Below are 19740 nucleotides of genomic sequence, written 5' to 3'. Positions count from 1 at the left end.
ACCGCCGGCCACCGGCCGCGAGTCTGAGCATGGGCGCAACATCAGGGGTCCTATTGTAACGAAGCGCGCGCGGGCTGGCGAGAAGTCCGGCGCTGTTTCCGGGCCGCCGATCTTGTCGATTCTCGCCGACTTTCACCATAATGCGGCCTTGACGTTGTTGGGCGCGGCCGCGCCGAGGCTCGCCGAGAACGCCTCGATCGGTCCGGAGACGCGCCTCTTGGCCCAAGGAAGACCATCGTGAAAATCGCAGTCATCGGAACGGGGTACGTCGGCTTGGTCCAGGGGACCTGCCTGGCGGAGAGCGGCAACGACGTCGTCTGCATCGACAAGATCGCCGCCAAGATCGAGGGCCTGAAGCAGGGCAAGATCCCGATCTACGAGCCGGGCCTGGCCGAGCTGGTGCATCGCAACACGCGCGACGGCCGGCTGACGTTCTCGACCGACCTGGCCGCGGGGATCGCCGACGCCGAGATCATCTTCGTGGCGGTGGGCACCCCCCAGGCCGACCACGGCGGCGCCGACCTGAGCGGCGTCTGGGCGGTCGGCAAGCAGATCGCCGAGAGCCTGACCGAGCCCAAGGTGATCGTCATCAAGAGCACGGTCCCGGTCGGCACCAACGCCGAGCTGGCCCGGCGGATGGCCGAGTCCACGACGATCCCGTTCGACGTCGCCAACAACCCCGAGTTCCTCAAGGAAGGGGCGGCGATCGAGGATTTCAACAAGCCCGACCGCGTGGTCGTCGGCGTCCGCCGGCCGGAAGTCGCCGAGACCCTGCACGAGCTTTACGCGCCGTTCTTGCGGACCGACCGGCCGTTTTTGGTGATGTCGCCCGAGAGCGCCGAGATGACCAAGTACGTCGCCAACTGCCTGCTGGCGACCAAGATCAGCTTCATCAACGAGATGGCCAACCTCTGCGAGGCGTACAAGGCCGACGTCAACGACGTCCGCCGCGGCATCGGCCACGACCAGCGGATCGGCTTCCACTTCCTCCATCCGGGGGTCGGCTACGGCGGAAGCTGCTTCCCCAAGGACATCCGCGCGGTCATTCACATGGCCCAATCGCGGGGCCTGCCGGCCCGGATGATGGAGGCGGTCGACGAGGTCAACGAGGCGCAGAAGGAAGTCCTCCACTCCAAGCTCGCCAGCCACTTCAAGGACGGCCTGCGCGGCAAGACCATCGCCGTCTGGGGGCTGGCCTTCAAGCCCCGCACCGACGACGTCCGCGAGGCTCCGGCGCTGGTGTTGATCGACGCCCTGCTCCGCGACGGGGCGCACATCCGCGTCCACGACCCCGAGGCGATCGCCAACGTCCGCGACCTCTACGGCGACAAGCTGACCTACTGCGACCGCCCCTACGGCGCGCTCGAGGAGGCCGACGCCCTGGTGATCGCGACCGAGTGGAACGAGTTCCGCAACCCGGACTTCGACGTCATGATCCGGCTGCTTCGCAGTCCGGTGGTCTTCGACGGCCGCAACGTCTTCGACCCCGAGCGGATGGCCGAGCTGGGGTTCACCTATTACGGCATCGGCCGGGTGGCGCCGGGTTCGGGCGCCGAGGCCGACCGCCAGGCCTGAGCCAGCCGTTCCAGGCCGACCCGCGCGCAGAGGTCGGCGACCGCGCCGCGGGCCGACGCCTGGTCGAGACGGGTGACCGTCGCTTCGAGGCTCGGCCCGAGCGTCAGCGGGTCGATCGTCTCGCGAATCCGGCTGACCGTCTTGGCCTCGCTCGCGGCTTCCTCCGGCTTGTTCAATTTCGTCAGGGCGCGCGCCAGGCCGTAGTGCGACCGCCAGTCGTGGGGAAGCTCGACCAGGGCGCGGCGGAACGCGTCGGCGGCCGGCTCGGGCCGGCGGTCGACGTCAAGGTACAGTCGCCCCTTGAGCCGCCAGTACCGCGCGTCGCGGCTGTCGGCGGGCCACGAGTCGAGCACCGCGCGGAAGTCGTCGTCGTCGCGGCCGTCGGCCAGCAAGATCGCCAAGGCCTCGCGCACGTTGGGGTGGTCCGGGTGTCGGACGGACAGGTCTTCGAGCCGATCCCGCCGCGTCTGACGGTCCGGGTCGTCCGACCGAGGGTCGGAGCCGATCCGCCGCAACAGCGCCGCCTCGGCCTCGACGTCCGACGGGTCGGCCGCCAGCCAGCGCGCCAGCGTGGATCGCGCCAGGTCGTCGGGCAGCTCGGTCAGGATCGTCAGCGTGACCTCGCGGAGCAAGGCCGAGCGATCGGCGGGCGCGATGTATTCGATCGCCTTCCAGCCGAGGTTCATCACGTCGAGCTGGCGGTCCTCGACGCGGTAGATCCCGGCCAGAAAGAGCCACCCCTGAAGGTTTTCCGGCTGCGCCGCCACGGCCTTCCGCAGCGCATCCTCGGCCTGGGCCGCCTTCCCGATCGCCAGGCAGGCCCTCCCCTCCTGGAGCAAGGTCGCTCCCGTGGCCTCGGGCGAGGCGTTGACCCGCCGCCAGAGCGCCAGGGCGGATTCCCAATCCTTCGCCTCGACGGCGGCCTCGGCTCGGACCTTCAAGCTCCGGCGGTCGCCGCGAGCCAGCAAGAAGCCCAACGCCGACACGATCGCGACCAGCCCGACGACCGCGATCGTGACGTCGCGGCCTCGCCAGCGCCAGCCCCGGGGTTCCCGGCGCATCCGTTTCCGTTCCGAACGCCCGCGCTGCGGCGACGGTTGAGAAGGCGTGGGCGACGATCGTCGGCGAGCCATGCGGCGACGGGTTCCGAGAGAGGAGAAAGGCGGCTTTCGCCGGCCGCCCGGGAAGCTTCGTTCCAGAATCCCATCCTGACCAAGCCGCCCCCCTTTGAAAACCCCTGTCGCGCGGATTCGCGGGTTCAGCCCCCTATGTCGGGGGCCCGGCCCTTGAGCCGAGGGGCGGCCGGGCGTGGCGCTCGGGTATAATCGAGATCAGGTGACAACCGTCCTCTTCTCGAAGGAGCCCGCGATGATCGACCTGATCAAGAAGACTTTGCTGACCGGCGTCGGCCTCGCCGTCATGACCAAGGACAAAGTCGAGGAGCTGGGCCGCGATCTCGTCTCGCAGGCCAAGCTCTCCGAGAGCGAGGGCCGCGAGTTCGTCGACAACCTGGTCAAGCAGTCGGACACCGCCCGCAACGAGTTCGAGACCCGCATCAACGCGGTCGTCAAGAAGACGATCGAAGGGCTGAACCTGGTCCACAAAGACGAGATCGCCGGCCTCCAGGCCAGAGTCGACGATCTGGCCGCCGAGTTGAAGAGGCACCAAGACTCGACGACCTCGCACAATTGAGCGGCGCGGGGGCGCTCACTCCCGCTCGATTCAATGCGGCGGGCGGACGTCGGGCTCGATCTGGTATCCGCTCGCCAGTGCGTTGGTCATGTTGAAGAGGCCGGCGATGGCCATGACCTCGCCGAGCGCCTCTTCGTCGATCCCCAGCTTGCGGAGGGCGGCGGTGTGCGAGTTGATGCAGTAGGGGCAGGCGTTGGTCGCCGAGACGGCCAGCGCGACCATCTCGCGGGTGGCGGCGTCGAGCTTCGCCGTTCGGCCGACGGCTTCGGGGTGCATCAGGGTCTTCAGCGTCGTCCAGACCAGGTCGAGCTGCACCGGGTTGGTCGCGATCACGCGCCAGAACCGGGGCACGAAGTCGAGGTTCTTGGTCGCTTTGATGTCGGCGAAAATCTCGGCGACCCGGTCTTTCGCCTCATGCTCTTCGACCGCATTGACGGTGGACGTGGGATGGTCCTCGTGTGGCATGGCCTCGGCCCCCGCTCGCCTTCGTTCTGTTTGATCTGAAACATCTAGGAGTCAGCTTACCACATCAGCTGCTATTTCGCCGACGGCCCATCGGGATCGGGGCCGAGCGCGGCATTTCGGCGGGTTGTCGGCCGGGGCTTCGCGGGGGCGGCGGCCTTCGCCGTTTCGATGTCAGCGAGTTGGTTCTCTCCGTCGGCGATTGTGAGTTCGAAGACGCTCGATTCCGGCTTGGCGTATCTGCCGCCGAACAGGTCTTTGGGGCGACTCTGGCCCGGTGGTGCGTCGGGCCAGAAGAGGATGACCTTGTAGCGGCCCACCGGCGCGCCATCGTCCTCGTCGTACGTTCCCAGGCGGTAGGCGCCGCCGTCGTCAGTTACGCCGCTGGGGCGGAGGGCGTCGACGTCGCGGAGACGGTCGACCGGGACGAGGCGGATTTGAATCCCACCCGTACCCTTGCCGTCGACCAGGACCTTGCCGGTCGCCGGATGCCGTTTCGGCCGGCCGTCGTCGTTGCCGCAGGAGGGGAGCGCGAGCAGCAAGAGGGCGGAGGCGAGCGCCAGCCTCGGCGCTCGCAGCGATTGTGAAGGTCGAAAGTTCATCGGCTTGCCGCGCGTCCTTTCGGATTGGCGATTGCATCGTTCGGGTCGATCGGGAAATGGACGACGTGGGGGAGCTTCTCGACGTTTCCCGCGACGTCCTCGGCGTGGGCGCTGAGGTCGATGCCGTCGCCGCCGACGCCGTCGATCTCGACTTCCCACTCGTCGAACCGGCCGCGAACCGAACGCGCCGGGCGGCCGTTGACTAAGACCTTTGCGACCGCGCCGTTCTCCGAGGCGGTTCCCCGCACGACGACCCGACTCGGGCCGGAAGCGGAGACGCCGGTGATTGCGGTGGCCGGGGGCAGATCGTCGACGGGTTTCAGGTTCTGCTCGTAGCCCTCGCCGGCGGTCGGGAATCCGCCCCAGGGGTGGAAGATCGAGTGCGACCGGATCACCCGCATTTCGAGATTGTTGTAGACGTGCCGTCGCGTGTTCGAGCGCCATAGCCCGTACTCGCAGTCGTAGATGGACATGTCGTCGACCTTGACGGTCGGCGAGCCGGCGTGGAACGGCCAGTGGCAGTTCCAGAGCTTGGTGTCGCGGATCATGAACGGGTGGCCGGGGTCGGGCCCGACGCCCTGGACGTCGCCCGACTTCACGTCCTCATATTTGTCTTCATCGCGGGCGACCCCCTTGAAGCCGCCGAGGTTGACACCGAACCGCCGATGGCAATGGGCCTCGTTCCCCTCGAACCGGACGAACGGCAAGGTGCGGATGTCGACGACCTTGTACGAGCCGTCGGGCTGCATGACGTTGAGTTCCGGGTCGAAGTCGGCCGTTTTGCGGGCCTCGAACCGGTAGCCGTACTGGTCGCACTCGGCGGCGACGTTGCGGGTGAACGTGTTCAGACTGTTGGCCCACCAGAATCCCGCTCCGTCGTTGTGGTCGAACGGCAAGACCTGCTTGGGCAGCGGGCGGCCCAGGCACGCCTGAACGGCCAGGCAGCGGTCGAAGACGTTGTAGACCTCAGTGCCGTCTTCGAGGAAGAACCCGTGGCCGACGCTCCGGTAGCCGACGCAGTCGCGGACGACCAGGTAGTTCGTGCCGTGGATCGTGATCCAGCGGTTGGCGCTGTCCCAGAACGAGGCGCCGACGACCGACGTCCCGCGCATCGAGTTGCCGGCGAGGTGGAAGTGCAGGCTGTAGCGGCCGAGCACCCCCTCCTTGCCCAGATGTCGGAACTCGCCGTAGCTGATCGAGCCGGCCGACCGCTTGTGGTACATCACGTGCCCGCGCACACCCTTCGGGTCGGCCGATTCGATGACCACGTTGCGGCTCAGGTTCGCGACCTCGCCCCGGTAGTCTTCGATAACCCGATGATCGAACTTCAACGGGGCGTCGACGGTGAGCGACGGGATGCCGTTGAACTGCGAGATCGCCAGCTTCGTGATCGTCCGCTCCTCGGTCGACGGCTGGTCGCGGACGCTGTCGGTGTAGGTTCCGCCGTAGCCCAGGTGGCGGGTCGTCCCGGTGAGGATGACCCGGTCGCCCGGCTTCCAGCCCTCGACCGGCTCGTTCAGAAACACGAGCGTTTGATTGACGTCCGCCGTCCGCTGGAGCTTGACCCACGTCCGCGCCATCGGGGCGCCGTGGAACTCCATCCGGCCGCCGCACGCGACGATCGCCGGGAACGACTCCTTGTCCATCCCCTCGATGTACGTGAGCCGGATCAGCGCCCTGCGGCCCGCGACGATCGGCTCGTCGGCCGTGCCGACCTCGAGCGCGGCGGTCGGGGTCGACGCGGCCTGGCCCGAGTCAGCGGGCTTGGCGGCGTGCGGGGCGCACTCGAAGCCTTCCTCGGAGACGTCGTCGCCCGGCTGGACGCGGAGCAGGCCGACGTCGAGCCGGGTGTCGCGGTCGGTCGCGAATCGGAGCACGCCCGAGACGTGCACCGCGCGGATCACCGTCGCCGAGTCGACGTCGTAGAGCACGTGATGACCTTCGCGAACCAGGACCCGGTCGCCCGCGCCCGGCGCGCGGCCCCCTTCCCAGGTCGACGCCGCCGACCACGGACCGCTGTCAGCCGAGCGGACCAGCGTCGGCTCGGCGGCCCCGATCGTCGCGGCGACCGCCGCCAGTACGATTGAATGAATCATGATGCTAGGCTTTCTCGATGGTTTCGTGAGACGTTCGATCAGAAGGCGTCGGCGCTCAGGATCTCACCCTGGGCCCGTGTGCCGAACGCGAGGAAGACGGAGGGGCTGACTGATTCCTTGACGAATCGCACTGAGCCGTCGCAGGCGAGCGTGTTGATGCCGCCCGGGTGGAAGGAATAGGCGCTGTTCCAGCCGTTGTGGCAGTTGACGACGCAAGGGCCGTCGTAGTCCCAGCCGTTGTGGCAGTCGATCGCGCAAGGAGCGCCGAATGCAGCCCCCTTGAACGTCACGAGCCGCATGCTCATGTAGCCGCCCCAGGCGCCGGTCTCGAAGTAGACGTTATTGGCGACGTCCGACGCCCAGGTCCGCACAAGCGAGCGGCGGCTGTAAAAATCAGGCTTCCCCGCGACCTCGTAGACCAGCATCGTGTTCGACGTCCCGTCGGTGATTGCGGAGAACGGCGTGTGCTTGGTCCACTGGAGCGCCGCGGCGAGTTCGGGGTCGTCGGAATACCAAGCCGGCACGACCGACCGCGCGGTGAAATAGTCTGACCGCGCCGCGGCGCGGTCGGGGCCGATGAAGTAGCCGACGTCAAGGTTGGGGATGCCCTGGATCACCTCGCCGCCGCGCGGCGACGACGGGCAGATGAAGCTTGAGATGCTCGTCTTCACGGCCGTCTGGTTGGCCCAGTTGGTGAACGTAAAGTAGAAGTTGTAAGAGTCGTAGACCTGCCGCTGCTCGAGATAATTCAGGATGCGGACTGACCAGCCGTTCTTGAAGCTGGAGGCGTTTCCGGCGCCGAAGCCGTAGTACAACGCCCCAGGCGGGAAGCCGCCGTTCGTACTCTCGTAATTGTGCATCGCCAGCCCCATCTGCTTGAGGTTGTTGACGCACTGGGCGCGGCGGGCCGCCTCGCGGGCCGATTGTACGGCCGGCAGCAACAACGCGATCAGCACGGCGATGATCGCGATCACCACCAGCAGCTCGATCAGGGTGAATCCGGCCCGTCGTCGGAGCCGAGAGGCGCCAGGGGGACGGGTCGGCAAGAATGCGGGAATTTTCATGGGATGTGGACTCGAAGGCGAGACGTCTCGGGATGATCCGTAGCGAGCGCCACCTCGGAACGCAAATCACGCGCCTGAATGAGGGCGCGGGGCAACTATGGGTTTTCACTCGACTTCCGTCTTGCCGATCGGGAGCTGACGCGATCGGAACGGCGGTTTATCGTCCCCGCGCGGCGGGGAATTGATCATCCCGTGCCGTTGGGGCGTGGACCGCTTCCGGCCCGTGGCGGGCGTCGCCGGGAATGTGGTACAAGGAAGTCGTGTCGTCGGGTGAATTCGCCTCGTCCTCCCGGAGGTCTCGTGATGCACCGCTTCGAATCGATCGACCGGCCGACCCATCGGCGTGCGTTTCTGGGATCGCTGGCGCTGGGGGCGTCGGCCTTCGCGGCCCGGGGCGCGTTCGCCGACGAGCTGATGCGGACGCCCAGCCAGACCGAGGGGCCTTTCTACCCCGACAAGCTGCCGCTCGACACCGACAACGACCTGATCGTCGTCAACGACAATCTGACCTCGGCCGTCGGCGAGATCACCCACCTCACGGGCCGCCTGCTCGACAGCAAGGGCGAGCCGATCCGCAATGCCCTGATCGAGATCTGGCAGGTCGACGCCAACGGCGCGTACCTCCACACCAAAGACCCCGCGCACGGCAAGTTCAACGCCAACTTCCAGGGCTTCGGCCGGTTCCTCACCGGCTCGACCGGCGAATACTACTTCCGGACGATCAAGCCCGTCGCCTACACCGGCCGCGCGCCTCACATCCACGTCAAGGTCCGCAAGGGGCGCAAGGAGCTGCTGACGACGCAGTTCTACATCAAGGGCTCCCCCGAAAACGAACGCGACGGCATCTACAAGAGCCTCCGCGATCCCAAGGACCGCGACGCCCTGACCCTCGCCTTCACCCCCGTCGAAGGCTCCAAGATCGGCGAACTCTCCGCCCGAGGCGACCTCGTTATCGGCGTCACGCCGGAAGCCTGAGCCGATAGGGCGGCCGATTCGACGAAAGGGAGACAGGCCATGAAGCGCCGCGGATCGCGAGCCTTTGCGGGATTCGTGTGCTACCTCATCGCCTGTCGCGCCTCGTTCCAACTTATGGCGGCTACCACGAACAAGTGGACCGTCTGTTTTTTTGCGGCCGTCGAACTCCTCGTGCCAATCGTCGCGTTCCTCTGGCTGGTCAATAGAAGGATCTGGCGGGACTTGCATGATACCAAGTCTAAGACCCTCTATTAATCGATATTTCAATCCAGCGGGCTTTCGCCGGGCGGCGTCGTCGACGGTGGTCGATCATTGGCGAGCGGGGGGACCGTCTGCTTATTATTTGCGGGCGTCGTGCTCCTCGTGCCGGCCGTCGCGCTCCTCGTTTCAGAAATCGGGTTCCTCTTTCGATTAATCTAAATTGTGACACAGTGACAGAAAATGCGTGATGCCTTGGCTGAGTACGAGCGCCTGCTGAAGTCTGGAAAGGCTGCGGGCTGGGTGCTTCTCAAATCACCCGACCTAAGGGGAGGGTATTGTGTGTTTAATAAGTTGAACAGCGTGCTAATGCTCATTGAGAGCGACGAAGTGAATGAGGCTGTATGCAATCGTATGAAACAGCTAGGGTTTGAGATACTTGATGAAATCTTGACCCCAGAACCAGCGAGTCTTGTAGGCGGGGCAGGAGAGACTTGCATGATCCCAAGACCCTCCATCGACCGATAGTTCAATTAAGCGGGAGTCTCCCGCTGTCGTGTAGTCGGAGCCCGATCCCTGGTGAGACGAGGCGGTTTTCCATGGTGTCCGGGAACGCAAAGCCGTTGGGCCTTGGTCAAGAGTCGGTCCCGCCGGGCGAGGCCGCCGAAATCGACAAGATCGTGGCGATCCACCTGAGCGTGACCGACCCCAACGAGAAGCCGATCGTCCCGCGCGGGCAGCACATGAAGGGGCACGGCTGCGTGAAGGCGAAGTTCGAGGTCGCGGCCGACCTGCCGGCCGAGCTGCGGCGCGGGGTGTTCGCCGAGCCCCGGAGTTTCGACGCCTACATCCGGTTCTCGAACGGCAAGGGGGCGGACGATCGCCAGGCGGACGCGCACGGCATGGCGATCAAGCTCGTCGGCGTCCCCGGCGCGAAGCTGTTGGAGGATGAGAAGGACGCGACGACCCAGGACTTCATCCTCTTCGACAACCCCGTGTTTTTCATCAAGAACGTCGCCGACTACGTCCCGTTCATGGAGGATTTCCGCAACCTGAAATCGCCCGGGTTCGGCCTGGGCAAGGTCGCCTCCGGCCTCAAGTTCCTTTTCTCGCAAAATTATATATGGAAGATGCTTCGGGAAGCTGGCAGCAAGAAGCCCGACAGCCCGCTGCGGATCGCGTACTGGAGCACGACCCCTTACAAGCTCGGCGACGCCGCCGTGAAGTACCGCGCCACGCCCTACCTCGCCGGCGCGCCTCCGGTCCGCATCGTCGATTCGCCCGACAAGCTCCGGCTCGCGGCCGTCGACCACCTGAGGGACCACGAGGCCCGGTTCGACTTCTTCGTCCAGGTCCAGACCGACCCCGTCGCGATGCCCGTCGAGGACCCGACCGTCGAGTGGACCGCCCCGTTCCAGAAGGTCGCGACGATCCGCATCCCGCCTCAGGAGTTCGACACCCCCGAGCGGCGGACGTTCGGCGAGAACCTCTCGTTCACCCCCTGGCACGCGCTCCCGGACCATCGCCCCCTCGGAGGCATCAACCGCTCGCGCAGGAAGATCTACCAGGCCATCTCCAAGCAGCGCCACGAGCTGAACGGCGTCCCCCGCCGCGAGCCGACCGAGTGACCGCCATTTCATGATTTGCGAATTTCCGCGAGACGTTCGCCGGCGCCCCGTCGCTTACTCAGCGATGGGACCGGTATCGTGGATCGTCTCGATCCGTGGTCGCGGAAGAAAGGCGTAAATTATGATTGCGTTGTTGCGCAAAGAGACGGCCCTGGCCTTGCTGCTGACCGGCCTCGTCGGTTGCGGCGGCGGTGAAGCGATGGACGGTCCGCCCCCCGGCCCCGGCGGCCCGCCGGGCAACCCGGCCATCAAGAAAATCATGGTCAAGCTCGCCAAGGGGCCGCAGTCGCTGACCGAGACGATCGGCAAGGAGCTGAACGAGACCCCTCCCCCCTGGGAGACGATCCAGACCCAGTCGAAAGACTACGTCCACGAGTCCGGCGAACTCGTCAAACAGGAGCCGAAGAAGGGCTCGAAGGAATCCTGGGAGAAGCTGACCGCCGCGTGGCTCGTGTCGGCCGGCGAACTCGACGCCGCCGCCCAGGCCAAGGACCAGGCCGCCGCCAAGGTCGCCCACGACGCGCTCAAGAACTCGTGCAAGGAATGCCACCAGGCGCACCGGACAATGGGACCGCCCGGCGGCCCTGGAGGACCCGGCAGCGGTCCTCCGCCGGCCTGAATCTTGGGCTTGCCGGGGCCTCTTGGGATCTTATCTCGCGAATCGGCGGGCAGCGATCACGCCCGCCATTCCGATCGCGGGGCGATCGGGGGACGCGGCGGCCGCTCGGCCGACCGTCGTTGACGCGTACGATGTGATAAGCTTCGGCATGCGCCCTCGTCGAACGCAGTCGAGGCTTCCCCTGGATCACGACTGATGCGCCGGATCGCGTCTATACGGGAATCATCCTGCGAGTCACACTCTCGACAATCCTCCTGGCCGGCGCACTCGCCGTCTGGCTGCCCTACCGGCCGTGCGGGGCGGGCGAGACATGGGGCGGCAACCGACTGGTGAAGCAAGGATTCTTCGGCGCCGACTTCCGACCGGCGTGCCAGGCGCACGATACCTGCGAGACATCGCCCCGGGACTGCGACCGCCAGTTTTTGTGCGACATGTACGCGGCCTGCGAGAGCTCGACGAATCCGGGCAAATGCCGAAAGAAGGCGCGGAGCTACTTCCTGGGCTCGCGAGTCTACCACAGCTTCGCGGTGCCCCTGCGGCGGCTGTTCCACCCCCAATGATCTCAAAGCCGGGTATTCCTCTCGGCTTGAGGCTGTTCACTCAGGCGGGCTTCTCATAGCCGAGCGTGCGGAGCACTTCGAGTACCTCGCTCCAGGTGGGGAACATCCGGCCGCTGCGCTGCTTGTAGGCGTCCATGGCGAGCATGAACTCCATCTCGGCCCGCGAGTAGTCGCGCTCGCAGGTCGCCGGGTCGACCAGGCGGCGGCGGCCGCTGGCTTGTGCGGCCTTGACCGCACGCCGGGCGCGGGCTCCGGACGGGCCGGCGGGGGGAAGTGAAAGGTCCGGATCAGCCAAGGCGTGGCTCATGGGATTTCCTGTGTATTCGGATTGGCTTGGTCGGGCTAGGTGATGTCCTGGAGCGTATCCTCACGCCGTCCTTGCCCCTACTTAGGCCGAATACGGGGGACTCCCGGCGTCGGCTTCACGCAAGTAGGGGAAAAGGTTGGATTCGCCACTGTCCCGCGTGATCGGGCGAGTACGCCGGTCGTGCGGGTCCGTGAGCCGCCTCGTCGTGGCTATTGATGTGTCGGTTTCATTGCCGCCGTGCAAGGCTTAATTAACCAGAATCGGAATTGGTCGTCAATCACCCACACAAACAAACTCAGAGTTTTATGCAACTAGTGCTTCGATGCGTCCCGACGCCGCGGTTCGAACGCACCGGCGAGCCCGGTTTCAAGACGACCGTGACGGCGATCCGAGCATCGGGAAAGAAGACGAATCTTCTGCGTCGGCGGGACGCGGCCGGAAACCCGTTCTAGGATTGAGACGAGGGCTTTTGAAGCCCTCGCGCATGGTATGGGAACGAGCCGTCGCCGTCGGCATGGAGCCGGCGGCGGCGGCCTGTCCGCGCGCCGATCCGCCGGCTGAACGCGGCGGCGACGATGGGATGGTGGAGGAGGCGCCGACCATGGCGAGGCCGATGAATTCCACGGCGCGGGACGCCGAGTCCTTGCGGCTGTGGCGGTCCGGCATGGGCTATCAAGACATCGCCGCTTACTGCGGCGTGGGCGTCTTCGTGGCCGTGCAGTGCGTGCTGCGCGCCATGTGGCTGGAGCGCCGATCCGACGGCCCGTCCCGGCCGAAGGACGCCGATTGAGCAAACGTCCGGTGACCAGCCCCCCTTCAAACGAGTCCGCCGCCATCCAAGAACGACGCAGGGCTTTGACCGCCTTACGAGGTCGGGCAGTAACATAGCGGGATTGAACTATGCCTTGCTTCGGCGCTTGCCGTTGGTCGGCGTCTGCTTGCCGCCGGCGAGGGGTTCGGCACCGCCTTCGAGGGGCTGGCCGCGCTGGGCGGCGTCGGGACTCATGGCCGGTTCGAGATCCCAGCGGACGATGCCAAGGCTGCCGCCGGCGCCAACTTCGTGCTCGGCTGGGAATGGGACTTCTTACGAGCGGCTTCCTCGTTCAGACAGAGTGCCCTCGCTCGTGAATCGTTAAGGAATTACGGACAGCTAATCCGGCTCATGCGACGGTCGATTGTTGGGCATTAGTGAAAATGCGTGAAAATAAGCATTCAAGCTCATTTTGAACGCCCCCTTCGGCATTAGTGGGAACCTCGTCGCATAAAGATAGAATGTCATCGCGTTCGCATACGGTCTCGCAGAAAGTGAGGGCCTTTGAGGTCTTGTCACGACCAGAGATGTGAGACGGAAGATACTTCTCAATCGAGCCACGGCTCAGTAGGAAGATGTCCGATTCACGAAGGCTAATGAGTACGGAATGCTTTAGCCGTTCAGTCTCAGGGTCGTCGCCGCGTTCGAGAACGAGCTGGCGATTCTTGGCGATTTGCTTGTCGAAGAACGCGTCACCCGACCGCTTAAGGTCCTCAAAAGTCCCCTCGCCAGATAGGACGCGATTGAATTTGTCGATGAGGTCATCCCATTGGCCCTTCTTAATTGGAGACGTAGACATGCTGATTATTTTTCTTTGCGCAAGCTGAGACAGGTTCGAGATGGCGAGGTCTGCCGTGCCGCGTTCGATGAGTTGCTGACGAAGTTCCTCGGCGTCCTCGCCGAAGTCCCCCTCCTCAATCTCCTTCGCAAGAACTTTGTCGATTCGGGCGAGAAGCTGGTTTCTCAGTTTGGAGCATGCCTCAGAGCCGCCCAGGCGGTCGAAGCCCTCTAGCAGGCAATCCAAGTCGGCTAGCACAACGACACGAACCTGGAGGCTCTTGAGAAACTTTGTGTAGCGGGGGATGTTACCTTTCCCATGAACTCGGCAAATCGAAATGTCTTCACGGTCAACGCACCAAGTAGGATTCAAAACTTTCGCCATGTGGGGGAAGACGAGATGGTCCGTGTCGCCCTCGACAAGGACGATGGTCCTACTGAAAAACGCGTAATCATTCAGCTCAAAGCTGAGTAGTTGGAAGCTGGCCTTGTCATCGAGCTTGCTGAGATCGACCTGCAAGGCCTGTCCGAAAGGCTTTTGCCCAACCTCGCCCTGAGTCTTGACCATCTTGATGAAGGTCTCGGTGCAACGATGCGAAAAGAATAAAGGCGAGTGTGTGCTAACGAGGACTTGGTCGGTTTCTGAGATGACTCGAAGGGCGTCGAAGAGAACTCTTTGAGCCTTTGGATGAAGGTAGAGTTCGGGCTCCTCGAAAAGTAGCAGGAACCCGGCATTTGTCTTCTTGACTTGGGGGTTGAACGATGGGTCTCGCTTGAGTTGGGCGATGCCTCTCAGAATCGCGAATGCTACCGAACGCCTCAGGCCGTCGCCCTTCGCTTCCAACTCTCCTTTGACTCCGTCGTCGACCAAGATTCGGGCACTCGAGAGAATCGTCTTAATTTCCGGCGGCGGGATTTGGAGTTCGATGTCAACCGCGGGGAAGTGTTCTCGCACGAGCGACCGGACCATCGACTCGATGCGTTGTACCGCATCAAGTCTGTCGTCTGATGTTGTTCCATTAGGGAGTAGAAGTATATTTAATTTCTTGTTAAGTAATTTGAATGCCTCGTCGGCCTCGGACAGCTCGGGGGCGATGGCATTCAGAAGAATACCGATGATTTTTCCAAACGAAGTACTTTCCTTGGTCTTGATGTCGTCGCTGAAGTCTTTGACGGCCGGGATGTAAATCGGTTCGGGCAGCAGTGCTCGAACGCTTGCGTCGTAGCCGGTCGGAAGCTCCGTCTCATCTACGAGCATGTCTTCAGCGGGCAGCGAACGGACCAATTCCGATATCAGCTCCCTCACATGCGACTGGTTTGGGCGAGCTCCGAGCTTGCCGCTCAGCTCGGGGTATACGCCTTCGACTTCCTCGGCAAACGAAGTACTCGGCTTCTTCCCCTTGAGTAGAGCGTCGATACTCGCTGTCTGGAATCGTTCATCCTTCGGCACGGCGACCTTCCAACGGAGTTTGGAAGAGCCGTCGATGCCATACCGGCGGACAAGTTTCAGGGAGGAATCAGTCAGACCCGCTCGAAGTCGCTCACGGTGGTCTTCGTTAACGACCAACTGCAAATCGTCCTCGGACACGTCCGTGATAGTGACGGCGACGATGATTTCCTGATTAGTGTCGTAGTAATGAGAAGGCGTCAGCTTCTTGCCTTCGATGAAGAGAATTAAAGATTGAAGAAGTGTAGATTTGCCAGCGTTATTATGGCCGATTACACAGGCAAACTGCGAGAGCGGCACCGTGACGTCGCGGAGTCCTTTGTAATTCTTGACGCAGACTTCACTGAGCTTCATTGCTCTTCTCTCGCAGAAATCCAGAGATCGAATGAGCCGACACCGGCTCATGGTGTGAGCTTCTGGGGTCGCTTCGCGCAGGTAATGCCCGAAATTAACGCAGCGGTCTGACCGCCTTACGAGGTCGGGCGGTAACATAGCTGGATTGAACTATGTCTTGGATCGGCTCTTGCCGTTGCCGGGTTCGGTCGGCGTCTTCTTGCCGCCGGCGAGGGGTTCGGGGCCGCCTTCGAGGGGTTGGCCGGGCTGGGCGCGGTCGAGGCGGGCCTGGATGGCCCGGGCGTATTCGTCGGAGAGTTCGAAGCCGAGGAATCGGCGTTCGAGCTTCTTGGCGACGGTCAGCGTCGTGCCGCTGCCGCCGAACGGGTCGAGGACGGTTTCGCCCGGGCTCGAGCAGGCGCGGACGATCCGGCCGAGGAGCTGTTCGGGCATCTGGCAGCCGTGCCAGCCCGCGCGCTCCTTGAACGTGCCGCAGACGCGGGGGACGTACCAGGTGTCTTCCGTGGGCTCGAAGCCCTGCTGCATGTCCTGGGGGCGGAGGATCCAGGTGTCGTCGGGGAGTCGGCCCAGGGGATTGGCGCGGGCGTCGTTATAGACGAGCTGGCGAGCCGAGGGAACTCGGACGTCCAGATCGTTGAAGGTGAAACGTTTGGGGTCCTTCACGAAGTAAAACAAGTGGGCATGGCTGCGGCTGAACTTGCGGCTGCAGTGGACCCCAAACGTATAGTACCAAATCACCCAGCTCCGCAAGGACAGGCCCAGTTCGCGATGAAAGATCACCTTCATCTCGGCGGCGTATTCGTCGCCGATCGCGAGCCAGAACGTCCCGTCGGGCTTGAGCGCACGAACGACTTCACGACCCCATCGCCTGGTCCAGTCCAGGTAACTGCCGGTGTCGCGGCTGTCGTCGTAGATGTCGTAATCATAGCCTATGTTGAAGGGCGGGTCGGCGAAAATCAGGTCGATCGACCCCGTGTCGATCCGGGGCAATAGGTCCAGGCAGTCGCCCGGGTGCAAACGGTCGAGTTCGAGCGCGGCGGTCGAAGTTCGACTGGACTTTCGCGCGCGGATCCGCGTCGCCGGTTCGGCGTCGACTTCGACGGGCTCAATGGGCGAGGAAGCCGGCTCGAACATGGGGGTGCTCACGATTCGTCGTCAGGGGGGGAGGGTTCGCCGGACCGGGCGTCGTCGCCGTCGCCGTTGGGGGCCGATGCGGGGAGGTTCTCGTCGATCCGGTATTCCGAGAGCTTCTTGTGGAGCGTGTTGCGGTTGATGCCGAGCCGGGCGGCGGCCTTGATCTGGACGCGGTCGCAGGACTGGAGCACTTGCTGGATCAGCTCGCGCTCGACCTGGCCGACGACGCGATCGTGCAGGTCGGTGGCGTTGGGGCCGGCGGTCCGTATCCCCTGCCGGACCAGCTCGGACGTCAGCGAGCCGAAGTCGGCGGACGCCGCGCCTCGGTGGCGGATCGGCCGGGGCGAGGTCTCGCCGCGAAGCTGCGGGGGCAAGTGCTCGACCAGCATCTCCTGGCCCGACCCGAGGATCACCGCCCGTTCGACGTAGTTTTGCAGCTCGCGGACGTTCCCCGGCCAGTCGTGCTCGCGAAGTTTCCGCATCGCCTCGGGGTGCACCTTGCGCATCTCGCGGCGGTTTTGCTCGGCGTACCGCTTGAGGAACGAGAGGACCAGAAGCTCGACGTCGTCGCGGCGGTCGCGAAGGGCGGGAAGCAGGATCGGCACGACGTTGAGCCGGTAATAAAGGTCTTCGCGGAACCGGCCGGTGTCGATCTCGTCGAGCAGGTCGCGGTTGGTGGCCGCGACGATCCGGGTGTCGACTTTCTTGGTGTTGTTGTCGCCGACCCGCTCGAACTCCCCTTCCTGAAGGACGCGGAGGAGCTTGACCTGGAGCTTGGGCGAGGTGCTGTTGATCTCGTCGAGGAAGATGCTGCCGGCGTGCGCGGCTTCGAACCGGCCGGTGCGGTTGTCGACCGCGCCGGTGAACGACCCCTTGACGTGGCCGAACAGCTCGCTTTCCAGCAGACTCTCGGTCAGGGCCCCGCAGTTGACCCGGATGTAAGGGCCGGTCGACCGTGGGCTGAGGTCGTGGATGGCGCGGGCGATCAGCTCCTTGCCGGTGCCGGTCTCGCCGACGATCAGGACGCAGGCGCGCGACGGGGCGACCTGGCGGGTGGTGCGGTAGACCTCGCGCATCACGGGGCTGTCGCCGATGACGCCGGGCAACGCCGCGTCCGGGTCGGCGTTGGACGCCGACCCCGCGAGCGAGGCTTTCACGTGCGGGCCGTAGCTCGACCGGGTCTCAATGGGCATGGATCGCGCCGTCCTCGGGACCGGGGGCCCCGCCCCGCTGGCGTTGGGTTTTCAATTCGCGTCCGCCTTGGCCTTCACGCCGGGTCGGGGGTCGCGGCGAAGAGTGCCGACGACCATGCCGAGGGCCGAGTGCAGTTCGGGATCGTCGTCGCCTCGGAAGGCCTCGACCAGCTTGACTTCCTGGTCGGCCGCCACGAGCGGGCCGAACCGCTGGATGCTGCGGGCGAGCTGCTGCGCGCTCGAACGGCGAAGTTCGGCGTCGCGCGACGGGTCGAGCACGACGTCGGCCAGGGCGCGCTGGGCGTCGGCGTTGGGAACGTCGCCCAGCGCCGTCGAGGCCGACAGCGCGACGTCCGGCGTGCCGATCGCCGCCGTCAGCGCGGGCTCGGCGGCGGCGAGGTCGGGGGCGAACGGGCTGTTGGGCTGCGAGGCGATCCGGGCCAGCAGCGCCGCGGCTTGCTTGGCGTAGTCGAGCCGTTCGGCGTCGCTCAGTTTCGCCGGCCTTCCGCCAAGCTGCCGTTCGAGCGAGCCGCGGTCGGTCGTGTAAACCATGTACTTCACGCCCGGGTAGTCGACCGGCAGGTTCGGCCGGGTGATTTCGAGCGATTGCGGGCCGTAGATGTACAGCGGCAGGTTCGAAGTCCGGGAGTCGTTCCGCAGGTTGGTGAGGACGTCGAGCAGGTTCCAGCGGCCTTGCGTGAGGTGGTGGCTGACCAGGATCAGCTCGACGTCGGCCGACTCGGTCGCGTCCTGGAAACCTTGCTCGCCGGTCAGTTGCAGCGACGCGTCGTAGCCGAGCTGCTTGAGCAAGCCGGCCGTGGCGCTCCCCCGAGTCGGGTTGCCGTCGATCACCACGGCGCGCGGCTGGCCCTGATTCATCACGAACCGCCCGAGGGCCGGGACCACCCGGCTGGAGCCCGGGAACGGGTCGGACGGCGCCATGTCCACCAGCGCCTTCGCCGCGGCGAGCTGGAGCCGGCGGCCGGGCCTCGACAGGGCGTCGACCAGCGGGTGGGGACGGCCGTCGGCGGCGAGCCGCTTGGCGTCGGTGACCTTGCCGAGCGCGTCGGCCGTGACGGCCGCCAGGTCGGACTTGCCGTCGGCGATCGCGGCCCGCAAGATGTCGGCGAGGACCGCCGGGCCGGCCGCCAGGGCCGTCGCGAACGTCGCCTGGTCCTTGGCCGGGAAGTTCACGAAGCCGACCCGTTCGACGGCCTTCTCCAGCGACAGCCCCAGCAGCACCGTCTGCGCCTTGCGATTGGTCGGGTCGAGCTTCAACGCCTGCCGCGCCAGCTTGATTCCGAAATACTCCTCGACCTCGGTCACGACGGCCTTGGACGGCGCCGGCGCGCTTTGGGCCTCGTCCCACTTCCAGACCAGGACCGCGTCGCTGGGCATCTCGAACCGGTGGCGGGCGAACGCGACGGCGGCGTCGACGAGCACCTGCGCGGGGGGCGTCGGCTGGGATTCGAACGGCTTGCCGGTCAGGCTCGCGATCGCCCGCTGAGCGGCCGTTTTGAGGGCCGGCGACGAATCGGCCGCGGCGGCCGGGTAGGTCAGGAACGGCACGGCCCGAGGATCGCCGATCGCCCCCAGGATCGTCGCCGCGTTGGCGGCCAGGTGGGGGTCGGGGCTGTCGAGGGCCGCGATCCAGGCCGGGACCGACGACCGATCGAGTCGGCCCGCGTTATGGACCAGCCGCGACCGCTCGGGCGTCGAGTACCCCTGTTTGGCGATCTCCTCGACCAGCGGAGGCACGGCGTACGCACCCGATTCGCGGAGCCGGGAAACCGCGTAATCCTGCTCCGCGCCCGAAAGCCCGAGCGCCTCGACGAACCGCCGTACGCGCTGAGGGTCGGCGGCGACCTTGCGTGAGGCGGCGGTGAGCTTCTCGACGAGCGGGTGGGCGTAGGACTTGGTTTCCGGATAATCGCTGAGCCGCAGGAACGAGCCGGGGCCGTACTTGTCGCGGATCGTGATCAGGGTGGCGTCGTCGGGGTTGCTCTTGGTGAACTTCTCGAGGTACGGCACGGCCTGCTTGCTCTGCCCGGTGCGGACGAGGTAGTCGATCGCCCCCCAGAGCTCGACCGGCGTCTCCGGCTCCTTCGCGAACGACTCGGGACCGGGGACTTGCCCCCACGACCCCGGCGGGGTCGACGCGACCACGACCAGGGCGAGAATCCCCGCCATCGAGCGAACGATGATTTCACGCATGATTCTGGTCCGATGTGTTCGTGACTGGGTCC

Annotated in this window: 17 protein-coding genes; 7 read left to right on the top strand and 10 right to left on the bottom strand. The window is 65.2% G+C overall.

Annotated features, from left to right (window positions below; translation table 11 throughout):
• Window positions 1-237: 237 nt before the first annotated feature.
• Window positions 238-1575, top strand: coding sequence for a UDP-glucose dehydrogenase family protein (locus BSF38_RS15390; protein ID WP_076347028.1), 1338 nt, complete (start codon window positions 238-240; stop codon window positions 1573-1575).
• Here the strand turns inward: BSF38_RS15390 and BSF38_RS15385 are convergent.
• Window positions 1518-2636 carry a tetratricopeptide repeat protein gene (locus BSF38_RS15385; protein WP_076347026.1) on the bottom strand — a complete coding sequence of 373 codons (1119 nt, stop codon included), beginning with the start codon at window positions 2634-2636 and terminating at the stop codon, window positions 1518-1520. The genes BSF38_RS15390 and BSF38_RS15385 overlap by 58 nt on opposite strands.
• Before the next feature lie 307 nt (window positions 2637-2943).
• Between BSF38_RS15385 and BSF38_RS15380 the strand changes: the two genes are divergently transcribed.
• The gene (locus BSF38_RS15380; RefSeq protein ID WP_076350941.1) at window positions 2944-3267 is read left to right on the top strand and encodes a phasin family protein; all 324 of its coding nucleotides are present in this window, start codon (window positions 2944-2946) and stop codon (window positions 3265-3267) included.
• Between the two features lie 30 nt (window positions 3268-3297).
• Here BSF38_RS15380 and BSF38_RS15375 read toward each other — a convergent pair whose 3' ends face one another.
• The 4 genes from BSF38_RS15375 to BSF38_RS15360 form a co-directional block, all read right to left on the bottom strand.
• Window positions 3298-3732 carry a carboxymuconolactone decarboxylase family protein gene (locus tag BSF38_RS15375; RefSeq protein ID WP_076347024.1) on the bottom strand — a complete coding sequence of 145 codons (435 nt, stop codon included), beginning with the start codon at window positions 3730-3732 and terminating at the stop codon, window positions 3298-3300.
• A gap of 71 nt (window positions 3733-3803) precedes the next feature.
• Window positions 3804-4331, bottom strand: coding sequence for a hypothetical protein (locus BSF38_RS15370; protein ID WP_076347022.1), 528 nt, complete (start codon window positions 4329-4331; stop codon window positions 3804-3806).
• Window positions 4328-6427, bottom strand: a complete 2100-nt coding sequence (locus tag BSF38_RS15365) for a G8 domain-containing protein (RefSeq protein ID WP_076347020.1) — start codon at window positions 6425-6427, stop codon at window positions 4328-4330. The genes BSF38_RS15370 and BSF38_RS15365 overlap by 4 nt, the downstream gene beginning before the upstream one ends.
• 38 nt (window positions 6428-6465) lie before the next feature.
• Window positions 6466-7491 carry a DUF1559 domain-containing protein gene (locus BSF38_RS15360; protein WP_076347018.1) on the bottom strand — a complete coding sequence of 342 codons (1026 nt, stop codon included), beginning with the start codon at window positions 7489-7491 and terminating at the stop codon, window positions 6466-6468.
• A gap of 303 nt (window positions 7492-7794) precedes the next feature.
• On the opposite strand from BSF38_RS15360, the gene BSF38_RS15355 reads away from it, so the two are divergent.
• From BSF38_RS15355 to BSF38_RS15335, 4 genes are all read left to right on the top strand, one after another.
• A complete protein-coding gene (locus tag BSF38_RS15355) occupies window positions 7795-8466 on the top strand; it encodes a dioxygenase family protein (RefSeq protein WP_076347016.1) in 672 nt (223 codons plus the stop codon).
• 797 nt (window positions 8467-9263) lie between these two features.
• The gene (locus BSF38_RS15345; protein WP_076347012.1) at window positions 9264-10292 is read left to right on the top strand and encodes a catalase family protein; all 1029 of its coding nucleotides are present in this window, start codon (window positions 9264-9266) and stop codon (window positions 10290-10292) included.
• 121 nt (window positions 10293-10413) lie between these two features.
• Window positions 10414-10911 carry a cytochrome c gene (locus BSF38_RS15340; RefSeq protein ID WP_076347010.1) on the top strand — a complete coding sequence of 166 codons (498 nt, stop codon included), beginning with the start codon at window positions 10414-10416 and terminating at the stop codon, window positions 10909-10911.
• Between the two features lie 329 nt (window positions 10912-11240).
• Entirely contained in the window at window positions 11241-11471 is a 231-nt protein-coding gene (locus BSF38_RS15335; protein WP_076347008.1) for a hypothetical protein, read from the top strand.
• Between the two features lie 40 nt (window positions 11472-11511).
• Here the strand turns inward: BSF38_RS15335 and BSF38_RS15330 are convergent, their stop codons facing one another.
• Window positions 11512-11778 (bottom strand): hypothetical protein, encoded by a 267-nt coding sequence (locus BSF38_RS15330; RefSeq protein ID WP_076347006.1) that lies wholly within the window; start codon window positions 11776-11778, stop codon window positions 11512-11514.
• A 484-nt stretch (window positions 11779-12262) separates the two neighbouring features.
• On the opposite strand from BSF38_RS15330, the gene BSF38_RS15325 reads away from it, so the two are divergent.
• Window positions 12263-12568, top strand: a complete 306-nt coding sequence (locus tag BSF38_RS15325) for a hypothetical protein (RefSeq protein WP_076347004.1) — start codon at window positions 12263-12265, stop codon at window positions 12566-12568.
• Between the two features lie 370 nt (window positions 12569-12938).
• Here the strand turns inward: BSF38_RS15325 and BSF38_RS15320 are convergent, their stop codons facing one another.
• From BSF38_RS15320 to BSF38_RS15305, 4 genes are all read right to left on the bottom strand, one after another.
• Complete coding sequence (locus tag BSF38_RS15320; protein ID WP_076347002.1) at window positions 12939-15167, bottom strand: ATP-dependent nuclease; 2229 nt, start codon at window positions 15165-15167, stop codon at window positions 12939-12941.
• 150 nt (window positions 15168-15317) lie between these two features.
• On the bottom strand, window positions 15318-16313 hold the full coding sequence (locus BSF38_RS15315) for a DNA-methyltransferase (protein ID WP_237170474.1): 996 nt from the start codon (window positions 16311-16313) through the stop codon (window positions 15318-15320).
• Window positions 16310-17494, bottom strand: coding sequence for a sigma-54 interaction domain-containing protein (locus BSF38_RS15310; RefSeq protein ID WP_083712962.1), 1185 nt, complete (start codon window positions 17492-17494; stop codon window positions 16310-16312). The genes BSF38_RS15315 and BSF38_RS15310 overlap by 4 nt, the downstream gene beginning before the upstream one ends.
• A 51-nt stretch (window positions 17495-17545) precedes the next feature.
• Window positions 17546-19708, bottom strand: a complete 2163-nt coding sequence (locus tag BSF38_RS15305) for a HEAT repeat domain-containing protein (protein ID WP_076347000.1) — start codon at window positions 19706-19708, stop codon at window positions 17546-17548.
• Window positions 19709-19740: the final 32 nt, after the last annotated feature.

Source organism: Paludisphaera borealis (assembly GCF_001956985.1).
In the GTDB taxonomy this organism is placed as follows: domain Bacteria; phylum Planctomycetota; class Planctomycetia; order Isosphaerales; family Isosphaeraceae; genus Paludisphaera; species Paludisphaera borealis.
Note: the sequence above shows the minus strand (reverse complement) of the source record. Positions and strands in the feature narration are given on the sequence as shown.